Origin of the sequence: Paenibacillus sp. FSL H7-0918, assembly GCF_038007025.1 — a bacterium.
In the GTDB taxonomy this organism is placed as follows: Bacteria; Bacillota; Bacilli; order Paenibacillales; family Paenibacillaceae; genus Paenibacillus_AQ; species Paenibacillus_AQ odorifer.
In genome coordinates this window covers 2,498,518-2,510,285 of sequence record NZ_JBBOWJ010000001.1, presented here as the reverse complement: position 1 = coordinate 2,510,285, position 11,768 = coordinate 2,498,518, and the positions used below count along the sequence as shown (strand labels likewise).

11 protein-coding genes and 1 pseudogene are annotated in these 11,768 nt (G+C 33.4%); all 12 read left to right on the top strand.

Annotation, left to right across the window (positions count from 1 at the left end):
* Nucleotides 1-3: 3 nt before the first annotated feature.
* The 12 genes and pseudogenes from MHI15_RS11460 to MHI15_RS11405 all read left to right on the top strand — a co-directional run bounded on the left by MHI15_RS11460 (nt 4) and on the right by MHI15_RS11405 (nt 11,728).
* Complete coding sequence (locus MHI15_RS11460; protein ID WP_076179697.1) at nt 4-1,626, top strand: class I SAM-dependent methyltransferase; 1,623 nt, start codon at nt 4-6, stop codon at nt 1,624-1,626.
* The gene (locus MHI15_RS11455) at nt 1,619-2,530 is read left to right on the top strand and encodes a glycosyltransferase family 2 protein (protein ID WP_076179698.1); all 912 of its coding nucleotides are present in this window, start codon (nt 1,619-1,621) and stop codon (nt 2,528-2,530) included. Before MHI15_RS11460 ends, MHI15_RS11455 begins: the two co-directional genes overlap by 8 nt.
* 14 nt (nt 2,531-2,544) lie before the next feature.
* Entirely contained in the window at nt 2,545-3,651 is a 1,107-nt protein-coding gene (locus tag MHI15_RS11450; protein WP_076179699.1) for a glycosyltransferase, read from the top strand.
* A 12-nt stretch (nt 3,652-3,663) separates the two neighbouring features.
* On the top strand, nt 3,664-4,350 hold the full coding sequence (locus tag MHI15_RS11445) for a PglD-related sugar-binding protein (RefSeq protein WP_076179700.1): 687 nt from the start codon (nt 3,664-3,666) through the stop codon (nt 4,348-4,350).
* Between the two features lie 24 nt (nt 4,351-4,374).
* Complete coding sequence (locus MHI15_RS11440) at nt 4,375-5,514, top strand: DegT/DnrJ/EryC1/StrS family aminotransferase (protein WP_076179701.1); 1,140 nt, start codon at nt 4,375-4,377, stop codon at nt 5,512-5,514.
* Nucleotides 5,511-6,252, top strand: a pseudogene (locus MHI15_RS11435) (sugar phosphate nucleotidyltransferase). Before MHI15_RS11440 ends, MHI15_RS11435 begins: the two are co-directional and overlap by 4 nt.
* 19 nt (nt 6,253-6,271) lie before the next feature.
* A complete protein-coding gene (rfbC, locus tag MHI15_RS11430) occupies nt 6,272-6,823 on the top strand; it encodes a dTDP-4-dehydrorhamnose 3,5-epimerase (RefSeq protein WP_036678644.1) in 552 nt (183 codons plus the stop codon).
* A gap of 30 nt (nt 6,824-6,853) precedes the next feature.
* The gene (gene rfbB / locus MHI15_RS11425; protein WP_076310680.1) at nt 6,854-7,876 is read left to right on the top strand and encodes a dTDP-glucose 4,6-dehydratase; all 1,023 of its coding nucleotides are present in this window, start codon (nt 6,854-6,856) and stop codon (nt 7,874-7,876) included.
* Nucleotides 7,877-7,900: 24 nt separating this feature from the next.
* Complete coding sequence (gene rfbD / locus MHI15_RS11420) at nt 7,901-8,764, top strand: dTDP-4-dehydrorhamnose reductase (protein ID WP_076179703.1); 864 nt, start codon at nt 7,901-7,903, stop codon at nt 8,762-8,764.
* A gap of 140 nt (nt 8,765-8,904) precedes the next feature.
* A complete protein-coding gene (locus MHI15_RS11415; RefSeq protein ID WP_036678648.1) occupies nt 8,905-9,831 on the top strand; it encodes a glycosyltransferase family 2 protein in 927 nt (308 codons plus the stop codon).
* A gap of 1 nt (nt 9,832) precedes the next feature.
* Nucleotides 9,833-10,282 carry a GtrA family protein gene (locus tag MHI15_RS11410; protein ID WP_081383742.1) on the top strand — a complete coding sequence of 150 codons (450 nt, stop codon included), beginning with the start codon at nt 9,833-9,835 and terminating at the stop codon, nt 10,280-10,282.
* 18 nt (nt 10,283-10,300) lie between these two features.
* Complete coding sequence (locus MHI15_RS11405) at nt 10,301-11,728, top strand: DUF6056 family protein (RefSeq protein WP_076179704.1); 1,428 nt, start codon at nt 10,301-10,303, stop codon at nt 11,726-11,728.
* The last annotated feature ends 40 nt before the right edge of the window (nt 11,729-11,768 follow it).

Here is an 11,768-nt window from a genome sequence, read left to right as displayed (position 1 = left end):
GTTGTGATTCCATTTCATCAATTTCAACGTTATAAGATGGTAGAGATTATTTTTGAATTATTGGGGATTAAAGAACTTGAACTTTCTATTCTGGAAGTAGGGGCGAATGAACATAAAAATTTAGAGAACTTTGTTGAAAATAAGAATATAAAATATTTGGATTTACTCCTTCCTGAAGAGTTATTAAATGATCCATCATTCATACAGGGTGATGCTACTAACCTTAGCTTTGATAATAATTACTTTGATTTTGTTATTGGGCTGGATGTCCTTGAACATATTCCTCTGAATAAGAGAAATGATTTTCTATCTGAAATTGAAAGAGTATCTAAATATGGATTTATAATTTCAGCGCCGTTTTCAAATAACGGGATAGAGGAAGTGGAAGAGAGATTAGGTGCTTTTTTTCATTATTTATATAACGGTGAAATACTATGGAGTAAAGAACATCAGGAAAATGGTTTGCCTGATCTTCAATTAATTAAAGATAAGATGGATCAATTTAATGGAGAGTGGAATCAATTTAACCATGCTTCAATTTTTCTGTTCGAGAAATTTATGCAAATGGAGTTTAAGACAGGATTACATCCTGATATATATGAGTACTGGAATACGGTAAATAGTTTTTACAATGAAAAATTATTTTATAAAGATTTTAATAATGAAGAATCAGTACGTACGTTTATTATATATGGCAAAAATGGATTCGAAAAAAGAATTGATAACTTGCCTTCGCTTTTCAAAAAAATAAGTGCAGAAATGACCTCGGAAGATTATGCAATGATATCGCATCATGAAAATATGATTGACTTTATGTCAACTCATAAAATGAATGCAGATAACAACAAAAAAAACGGAGGTGATCTTGATAAAGATAATTTATACCTTCAAATATACTGGGATGATGGTCAGGGGTACAGTGAATCAAAAAGTGAATCTTTTAAAGTAGAAAAATCCCAAAAAATATTTCAAGTTAATTTCGATCTTCCTGCTTTAGCCAATAAGATTAGAATAGATCCTTCTGCTACTAAGTGCATTATTGAAATTTTAGATTTAGAATTAACAAATCAAGATAATTTAAAAAACAAAGAATATACACTGAGTTCAAATGCTTTCTCTACAGAAAATAACCAATATATGTTTCTTAATAATGACCCTCAAATTGTTATTGAGGTTATGCAAGGCACTTATATTAGATCAGTTTCGTGTCTGCTTAAATATAGTACTCCTGTACTAGATATATCAGAGGATTTAATTTCAAAATTACAAGCGAATAGTGATTGGGAACATACTAAATATAAATATATGAATTTTGTGAATAAATTACGGGTGAAGAATCAAACTCTCAAAAGAAGGATTAAGACTTTAAAGTTAACAAATGAAGATCTGATACAGAGAAATCAAGAAATGCAAGAAATGAATGAGTCACGAGAAAATTGGTTTGATGATGAGTTTAAGAAGAAAGATGAAGTACTTAAAATGATTGAGTTGAATAATTTGGGGATTTCAAAAGAGAAAAGTGAATTAGAAAAAGAAATCGAAGCTATTAAGAATAGAAAGGCCTATAAGTTAATAACAAGATTAGAACCAATCATTGATAAATTAAGGAGAACAAAAAATGACTGATTCAATTACAAAATGTAGTATTCTATTGGTGACATATAATCACGAGAGTTATATCAATCAAGCAATAGACAGTATTCTAGAACAAAAAACGACGTTTGATTATGAAATTGTAGTAGCAGATGACTGCTCAAAAGATAGTACTATGAGTATAATTCAGCAATATGCTGAGAATCATCCTGGGAAATTTAGAATTTTAGCTAATGAGAGTAATTTGGGGATAACGCTAAACTATAAGAGAGGATTTGCTGCATGTAAGGGAGAATACATAGCTATTCTAGAAGGTGATGATTTTTGGACTGATCCTTTGAAAATCCAAAAACATGTGGATTTTCTAGAGTCTAATAAGGCTTGTGTTATGACCTTTAATCAATTTGTGGTACATGACATGAAGAAAAAGAGATATAATGTTCAACCTTGGAATTGGGATCGTAGTTTCCAGTTGATCACAGTCTCTGAACTTGTACTGGACAATTTTATAGGTAATTTCTCTACTTGCGTATATAAGGCTAAGTATTTGAAGCAATTAGATAGCTCTTTATATGAGTTGACAGTTTATGACTGGATGACGAATATAATGGTAGCCCAGAATGGACTGATTGCCTATCTCCCAGAAGTGATGTCTGTGTATCGCTTGCATCCGAACGGAACTTGGAGTCAAAAGAAGGAATTGGAAAAGTTGAAAGATACTATTTCCTTAATAGAGCAGTATGATAAATTTCTAGATGGTCTGTATCATGAAGAGTTCAATGCTCATAAAAGAAGACTTCAGGATAGAATAGATAATATAGATGGTCCTTTGATTATTACTAGTAAAGAGAGTATTAAACAAAAAGTAAAGAAATACCTTCCTCCATTTGCAACATCACTCTTAAAAGGTATAATACCCCCAAAATTTTATAAATAGAGCAGGTGCAGAAATTGAAAAGTACTAATCCGAAAGTTTCTATAATTATTCCATCCTATAACCATTCAAAATTCATTGGAAAAGCTATAGAGAGTGTTTTAAACCAAACGTATGAAAATTTTGAATTACTAATTATTGATGATGCATCACCTGACAACTCTGTAGATGTGATAAAGAAATATGAAGATTCCAGGATTAAATTTTATGGATTTGAAACAAATCAGGGAGCAGTTGATACACTTAATCATGGAATAATAAACTCATCATCAGAGTATATTGCTTTGTTAAACTCAGATGATTATTGGGAAATAGATAAATTAGAGAAACAAGTACACTTTCTAGAAGAAAGTGATAGTGTGGATTGTGTTTTCTCAGACGCCAATTTTATTGATGAAGCAGGAAAAGTATTATCAAAAACAGATTATTTTTGGGCAGATGCATTCACTCAAAATAATAAGTCTTCGGGGCAATGGTTAAAACAATTATTTTATAAATTAAATTGCTTTTGTCATCCATCGATGCTAATTAAAAAGGAAGTCTATAACGAAGTTGGATTGTATGATCCGAGTTTGAGACAATTACCGGATTTTTCAATGTGGATAAATGTTATTAAAAAATTCAATATTCATGTAATGGAAGAAAAATTAGTTAACTTTAGAATATTATCTAATGAAATGAATACTAGTTCTGTTACTTATGAAAATAGAATTAGGAATAAAAATGAGCTTTTTATTATTATGAGTAACTTTTTTGATGAAATAAAAGACGAAGATTTTGTTGAAGGTTTTCTAGATGAATCGAACGCCTTATATACGAAAGAAGAAATTGAATGTGAAAAAGCATTCGCTTATTTAAAAGAAATATCTCCTGATATCAAACCTATTTACGTTCTTATTGGTTTACGAAAACTTAGCATTCTTTTGAAAAATGAAAACACAAGAAGAGTTTTAAAAGAAAAGTATAATTTTAGTGCCAATGATTTCTTCGCATATACTGGTAAACTTGATATTATTGATGTGTTTGAAACGTCATTTCATCAGGTAGTAGTGGAAAGTGCTAAACGGAAAATTCAAAAAGATACAAACCTATATTCAACGATCAGGAAATTTTTTAAAAAATAGGAGTCGGTAAGCATGTCAAATGAGTGGAATGGATTACCGATTGTTATTTATGGTACTGGAGGGTGTGCTAAAGAAATCAAAGCTTTAATAGATGAAATAAATGATTATTCGTATACTAATATATATCATTTGGTTGGTTTTGTGACTAATGATCCAAATGAAATTGGTAAATCTATTGAAGATGTAGAGATTATTACTTCTAATATGGAATTTTCCGGGTATAGCGACAAATTCTCGGTGATCGGTGTGATAATTGGTTTAGCGGATCCAAAGATTAAAGAAAAGATATATCAAGAAATTATGGATTTAAATAAATCGAATATTGTTTTTCCTAATTTAATACACCCTCTCTCTAAATTGTCTAAAAGTTCTAATAATAATATGGGGTATGGAAATGTAATCTGTTCAGGAGTAAATCTTACTGTTAATGTGAAACTAGGGAATTTTATATTATTAAATCGATCCTGTAATATTGGTCACGATTCTACGGTTGGTGATTTCTGCACTATTAATCCTGCAGCAGTCATCTCAGGGAATGTGTCTATTGGTGAGTTAACATTAATTGGTGCAGGAGCTTGTGTTAGAGAAAAAACTAATATAGGTGTTAAAAGTATTGTTGGGTTAGGGGCAATAATAATTAAGAATGTTGAGGATTCTACAATAGTTATTTCTAAGGCTGCAACAAAAATGTCTACATGATTTATAAGTGGAGGGCAACTCATAATGAATGAATTAATTAAATTAGAAACACCTGTCAATGTAACAAAGACTTATATGCCTCCTTTTTCGGAGTTTACTGCAGAAATTGAACGTCTCTGGAATAATTCTTGGATTACGAATAATGGAGAGTTACACCAAGAATTCGAGAAAAAGCTAATTGATTTTTTATCCATTAATAATGTTAGTCTTCTCGTAAATGGACACTTGGCTTTAGAAACAGCCATTAAGACTTTAGGGATCACTGGTGAGGTTATAACTACTCCGTTTACATTTGCTTCAACTACTCATGCTATTGTCAATAATAATTTAAAACCAGTTTTCTGTGATATTGATTTAAGTGACTATAATATTGATTGTACCAAAATAGAAGCACTTATTAATGAAAATACGAGTGCCATAATGCCCGTACATGTATTTGGAACTCCATGTAATGTAGACGCTATTGAGAGGATTGCTCAGAAATACAATTTAAAAGTATTATATGATGCTGCACATGCATTTGGGGTTGAGATTAATGGTAAACCTATAAGTCAGTTCGGAGATATTTCGATGTTTAGTCTTCATGCTACGAAACTCTTTCATTCAATTGAAGGTGGAGTATTAGTTTATAAAAATGACGAATATAAAAGAATAATTGATCTTTATAAAAACTTTGGTATTAGCGGTCCTGAAACTGTTGAAATTGTTGGTTATAATGCAAAAATGAATGAGTTCCAAGCAGCAATGGGACTCGTGAACTTAAATCATGTTCAGGAAAATATTGAAAAAAGAAAATTGGTAACAGAAAGATATGTAGACTTACTTGGGGAGATTCCAGGAATAAGTCTTCTGGATTACAAAAAGTCAAATATAGTTTATAACTACTCTTACTTTCCTATTGTAATTGATAAAGAAAAGTACGGAGTATCCAGAAATACTCTATATGAAATCCTTCGGGACAATAATATTTTCACTAGAAAATACTTTTATCCATTGGCAACTGATTATAGTTGTTTTAAAGAGGAGTATTCAAATATTGAATTGCCTAATGCTAAGAAAATAAGTGATAACATCCTAACTCTCCCTATATATCCTGATTTAAGTTATGACATAGTTGATTTAATATGTAAAAATATAGATATAATCCATAGAAGGTCATTATGAAAGGCATAATTCTTGCTGGAGGTACTGGTTCTCGTCTATTTCCTTTGACTAAGTTACTAATAAACACTTGCTACCTGTAGTAAATATCCTATGATATTTCATTCCGTATATAAGTTATAAAAAGCTGGAATAAATGATATCCTAATTGTTACTGGTAAAGAGCATATGGGTGATGTGGTTAACCTATTAGGTAGTGGTCGTGAAATGGACGTGTGCTTTACATATAAAGTACAAGATGAAGCAGGTGGGATTGCACAAGCTTTAGATTTAGCTGAGCAATTTGTTGGTAATGATCAAATGGTTGTAATACTTGGAGATAACTTCTTTGAAGATGATATTACGCAATATGTACAGAACTTTGTTGATCAAAAACAAGGGGCCAAAATATTGATTCAAGAAGTATCTGAACCCAAAAGATTTGGTGTTCCCGAACTTCGCAATGGGCGAATTCTTTCAATAGAAGAGAAACCGGCTGAACCAAAATAGAATTACGCAGTAACCGGTATCTATATGTTTGATAGTCATGTGTTTGAAATAGTTAAAAGCTTAAAGCCATCCGCACGTAGTGAATTAGAGATCACAGATTTAAATAATGCATATATTGTAAGAGATGAGTTAACCTATGATATTCTGCAAGGTTGGTGGACAGATGTTGGTACGCATGTATCCTTAGCTAAGGCGAATGAACTAGCACAATCTGTTGTGTTTGGAAATGAGCTCGGTAAGCTGAAATTATAATGGTGAAGGAGGAGAGGCTATGAAGGTAATTCCTCTTCAACTGTTTGGTGCAAATTTAATAGAGCCTGTGGTTCATGGTGATAATCGTGGTTTTTTTATGGAAAGTTATAATGAAGAAATAATGAACAAGTTAGGTATAACTCATAATTTTATTCAAGACAACCACTCCCTATCTGCTGAGGTGGGTGTTTTGCGTGGTCTCCATTACCAACTTAATCCCAAATCTCAGACTAAGTTAATTCGTGTCTTATCGGGTGCTATTTACGATGTGATTGTTGATATTCGTCTTAATTCGCCTACCTTTGGGCAATGGGTAGGTGTAATACTTAGCGAATATAATAAGCGACAGTTGCTTGTTCCGAAAGGATTCGCTCATGGCTTCTGTACATTAGTACCTAATACCCAAGTGTTATATAAGGTGGACGAATATTATTCCCCTGAGAATGATCGTGGCATATTATGGAATGATCCAGCGCTGGGTATTGGTTGGCCAACTTCTAGTGCGATATTATCGGATAAAGATCAACGTCATCCTTTACTGAAGGATGCGGAGTTAAACTTCGAAATGTAAACATCTCATTGAACAAAAGGTGGGCTATAAATGAAACTGCTAGTTACCGGCGGAGCCGGATTTATCGGCAGCAACTTTGTATTATACATGCTGCAACAACATCCTGATTACCAGATCGTCAACGTGGATGCATTGACTTACGCAGGTAATCTGGAGAACCTAAAATCGATCGAGAATCATCCGAACTATACGTTTGTGAAGGCCGACATTACAGATGTTACTGCGATGGATGAACTGATTAGCCAGGGTGTGGATGTCGTTGTCAATTTCGCGGCGGAGTCGCATGTGGATCGGAGTATTTTAGAGCCGGAAGTGTTTGTGAAGACGAATGTACTTGGAACACAAGTGCTTTTGGACGCGGCGAAAAAATACAGTATCACTAAGTTTGTTCAAGTATCTACGGATGAGGTATATGGATCACTGGGTGCAACTGGATTATTCACCGAAGAAACTCCTTTGGCTCCTAACAGTCCATATTCAGCAAGCAAAGCAGGCGGAGACTTGCTAGTACGTGCATATCACGAAACGTTTGGACTGCCAGTGAATATTACCCGCTGCTCAAACAATTATGGCCCGTACCAATTCCCGGAAAAGCTTATTCCGCTGATGATTTCCCGTGCACTTGCTGATCAAGCGTTGCCTGTTTATGGCGATGGAATGAATATCCGCGATTGGTTGTATGTTGAGGATCATTGCAGCGCGATTGATTTGGTTATTCATGAGGGTGTGAACGGCGAAGTCTACAACATTGGTGGCAATAATGAACGTACGAATGTGCATATTGTAAACACGGTATTGCAGGAACTAGGCAAGCCTGATTCTTTGATTACTTATGTTCAAGACCGTCCTGGTCATGATCGCCGTTATGGGATTGATCCAACTAAGATTATGAATGAACTGGGATGGAAGCCGAAACATACGTTTGAAACAGGTATTAAAGAAACTATCCAATGGTATCTCAATAACCGCGAGTGGTGGACCCGTATTCAATCTGGGGAATACCAAAAATATGCTGAACAGCAATATGGTGATCGTTTAGGTGACTCATTGTAATTTTGATACGGGGGTAAAATAGCTATGAAGGTACTTGTTACAGGTGCGGCCGGACAACTAGGTCAGGACGTAGTTTTACTGCTCCAGCATCAAGGTCACGAAGTGTTGGCTTGCGATCGTCAGGAGATGGATATTACTGATCTGGATCAGTGTATCCAAGTTATTGGCGGGTTTGGACCGGATGCGGTTATTCATTGTGCTGCTCATACGGCAGTAGATGCGGCAGAAAGTGATATTGATGCAGCTTATTTAATTAATGCTACTGGCAGCCGAAATGTAGCGCTTGCTTCTGAAAAAGCTGGAGCCAAGCTGGTGTATATTAGCACGGATTATGTATTTGATGGTATGGGTGCACAGCCTTACCATGAATATGATAATACAGACCCTAAGAGTATATACGGCAAATCGAAACGTGCGGGTGAGGTACTCGTTCAATCCCTCTCCTCTAAGTATTTCATCGTACGAACGTCATGGGTGTACGGCAAATACGGAAATAACTTTGTCAAAACAATGCTAAAGCTTGGTCAAGAAAAGCCAATGCTTCAAGTTGTCGATGACCAAAAAGGTTCGCCAACATATACAGTCGATTTAGCTCAATTCTTGGTTGAGCTTATCCAAACTGAGAAGTATGGTGTATACCATGCGTCAAATAGTGATTCTTGTACTTGGTTTGAATTTACACAAGCGATTTTTGTAGAGGCTGAGGCTATTTTGGGTTTGAGTTTTACGGCCAAACTTAACCCGTGTTCTACGGAACAATTTATACGTCCTGCACCACGCCCTCGTAATTCTGTGATGGAGCATTTGTCAATACGTACAAACGGTTTTCAGGATATACGTCACTGGCGTGAAGGTTTGAGAAGCTTTCTGCTAGAACTTAAAAATTAATAGTGGTAGCATTATCCCCGTAACGGGAAGAGAACTAGGTCTATGAATAGCCCTTATTTAGTATTAGGTACTAAATAAGGGTTAATTAATTAATGTTAACTGCCATATTAGTATTAAATATAAAGGATGAGCTATGAATTATGGAGATTATAAGCATTTGTATCCCTTGTTATAATGAAGAGAAAAGTCTTCCTATTTTTTATAATGAAATAATACGGATTGCTAAATTAATGAACGAGGTTGAATTTGAATTTGTTTTTGTGGATGATGGGTCATCTGATAACACTTTAGATATTATTAAAGATCTTGCTAATTCAGATAATCGCGTTAGATTTATATCTTTCTCACGGAATTTTGGAAAAGAAGCAGCTTTATATGCAGGTATTAAATATTCAAAAGGCGATTATGTTGCAGTAATGGATGCGGATATGCAGGATCCACCAGCACTCCTTCCTAACATGCTTAAGTCTATTAAAGAGGAAGGATATGATTGTGCTGCTACAAGAAGAAATTCAAGAAATGGCGAACCCGTAATACGTTCTTTCTTCGCAAGAATGTTTTATAGAATCGTAAAAAAAATATCAAAGGCTGAAATTATTGATGGAGCGCGCGATTTCCGACTAATGACTCGTCAAATGGTTAATGCAGTATTATCAATGGGAGAATACAATCGCTTTTCAAAAGGTATTTTTGGTTGGGTAGGTTTTAAAACCAAATGGTTTGAATTCGAAAATATTGAAAGGGTAGCTGGTGAGACTAAGTGGTCTTTCTGGAAGCTCTTTATTTACTCGATTGAAGGAATTGTCGCATTTTCTACTGTTCCGCTTGCTCTTTCTTCATTAATAGGCTTGTTTTTTTGTTTTGCTTCTTTTGTTCTTATTTTGGTTATTATCTCTAAAACTTTATTGTGGGGGGATCCTGTAACTGGCTGGCCTTCACTAGCATCTATAGTTTTTTTTGTTGGAGGGATTCAACTTTTTTGCACTGGAATTATAGGGAATTATTTGGCGAATATTTATCTGGAAACAAAAGGGCGTCCAATATATATAGTAAAACAAGAAGGATAGCATGAAAAATATAGTTGTGGAAAAGACACAAGAGGTATGTATGAAACTAACTAACAATAAGCTCATAAGGTTCCTACTCGTTGGTGTATTTAATACAATTTTGGGCGCAATCACTATGTTCCTGTTGTATAATTACTTTGGATTTGGATACTGGAGTTCAAGTGCATTGAGCTATTTATTTGGTGGGGTTATTAGTTATTTCTTAAACAAGACCTTTACTTTTAAATATGGTAACTTCGACTACAAATCATTTTTTCAATTCTTTTTAGTAAGCTCAGTATCTTATTTAGTTGGTTTTCTTATATCTAAGCGCCTTATACTAGAAATTATAAATTTACTTTCTTTAAAGTTTTCAATAGAAACTAATGAACAACTAGCAATGTTATTCGGTATGGGGTTATATACAATTTTGAACTATTTAGGACAGCGTTTATTAGTATTTAGAAAATAATCGTAAAGGATTTGACATATGATAGATCATATAAAAAAGTTTTCCAATAAATATAATGTTACATTACTGTTTATATTTTTTTCAATTATTATGTTTATAGTGAATCTACATGTGGATAGTAATATTTCAGATGATATTGAATTTAAAAAGGCTCTAACTGATGTGAGTTCTTTTGAATTTGTCAAAAATTACTATTTAAATTGGAATGGCAGAATTATGATTAATTATTTCCTTACAAGTATAATAGTTCTAGATCCAATTGTTTGGAAAATACTAAATACCATGATTTTTATCTTGCTATTTTTAACTATGTATAAGATTGTATTAGCCATAACTGGAGATAGAAGAGAAAAAAAGACATACTTGATAATATCTATTTGCCTGTCCATTTTTTTATTACCTGATGCAGTTTTTTGGAGTGGTAGCATTTGGGTTACTGGATCTTTTAATTATCTTTGGCCTACTGCTCTTGGTTTATTTAGTTTAATTCCTATAATTTATAATTATTTCGAGAAGGAGTATAATAATAAGTTAATAATTTTTAATTTATTGGCTGGGATATATGCTGCATACTCAGAGCAAATAGCTGCGATTGTGATTACTTTTAGCACAATTCTAATTTTACTTTCTGCTCTTAAGAAAAAGAAAATACATATACCTTCTATGCTTGTTTTAGCAGTTGTCATAATTAATGCTATTATAGGTTATACAGCACCTGGGAATGTCAAAAGATTTGCCTCGGAAGCTTCATTATTCCCGGAATATGAAACGTTTTCCTTGTTTAAGAAATTATTTTATGGGTTGTTTTATAGTCTTTGGCATCTTGTTAATGAGGCTAGTTCTATAATGTTTATAATCTCATTACTCATTACAATATTGATGTTCACAAAAAATAAAAGAATAATGTATAGAATAATGTCCTTAGTACCGGTGGCATATTTCGGTATACGCATGATTTCTGCAAAAAGCAGACCAGGGAATGTTACTACGGCATTTGATCAAACTCTTGAAATGTTCATTAAAAGCAATAAAATTTCTATGTTTGATAATTTATATGATCTCCCCAAAATATTCAGTGATTATAATTCAAAATCAGTAAGTATGAATGTTTCGATATTATTGGGCTTACTAGTTTTTCTTTGTATTGCCTTGTCTATTGTGAAGTTATTTGGAAATTCTAGGATAACAATTGTGAGTGTTCTCTTTTATATGGCTGCTTTAGCCTCAAGTATTGTTATTAGTTTTTCACCAACTATATATGCCTCAGGGCATAGAGTTTTTTATGCGACTGACATTCTCTTATTAATACTACTAGCGACTTTACTTTCTGTTTTATTAAATACTATAACAGAGTCAAAAGCTCTATTTAGAATTTGGATTTATTATGAAGCTATTTTAGTTTTTCTGGCACTGAGGCATCTCACCTTTTATATCATTCTTTATTGATAAGAACAAAATCGAAAAAAATTCTTGAATAATGTCAACA

Excerpts from the sequence above, each read along its gene's own strand:
- MHI15_RS11455 (WP_076179698.1), top strand. The coding sequence starts at position 1,619 with ATGACTGATTCAATTACAAAATGTAGTATTCTATTGGTGACATATAAT.
- MHI15_RS11445 (WP_076179700.1), top strand. The coding sequence starts at position 3,664 with ATGTCAAATGAGTGGAATGGATTACCGATTGTTATTTATGGTACTGGA.
- MHI15_RS11440 (WP_076179701.1), top strand. The coding sequence starts at position 4,375 with ATGAATGAATTAATTAAATTAGAAACACCTGTCAATGTAACAAAGACT.
- rfbC (WP_036678644.1), top strand. The coding sequence starts at position 6,272 with ATGAAGGTAATTCCTCTTCAACTGTTTGGTGCAAATTTAATAGAGCCT.
- rfbB (WP_076310680.1), top strand. The coding sequence starts at position 6,854 with ATGAAACTGCTAGTTACCGGCGGAGCCGGATTTATCGGCAGCAACTTT.
- rfbD (WP_076179703.1), top strand. The coding sequence starts at position 7,901 with ATGAAGGTACTTGTTACAGGTGCGGCCGGACAACTAGGTCAGGACGTA.
- MHI15_RS11415 (WP_036678648.1), top strand. The coding sequence starts at position 8,905 with ATGGAGATTATAAGCATTTGTATCCCTTGTTATAATGAAGAGAAAAGT.
- MHI15_RS11410 (WP_081383742.1), top strand. The coding sequence starts at position 9,833 with ATGAAAAATATAGTTGTGGAAAAGACACAAGAGGTATGTATGAAACTA.
- MHI15_RS11405 (WP_076179704.1), top strand. The coding sequence starts at position 10,301 with ATGATAGATCATATAAAAAAGTTTTCCAATAAATATAATGTTACATTA.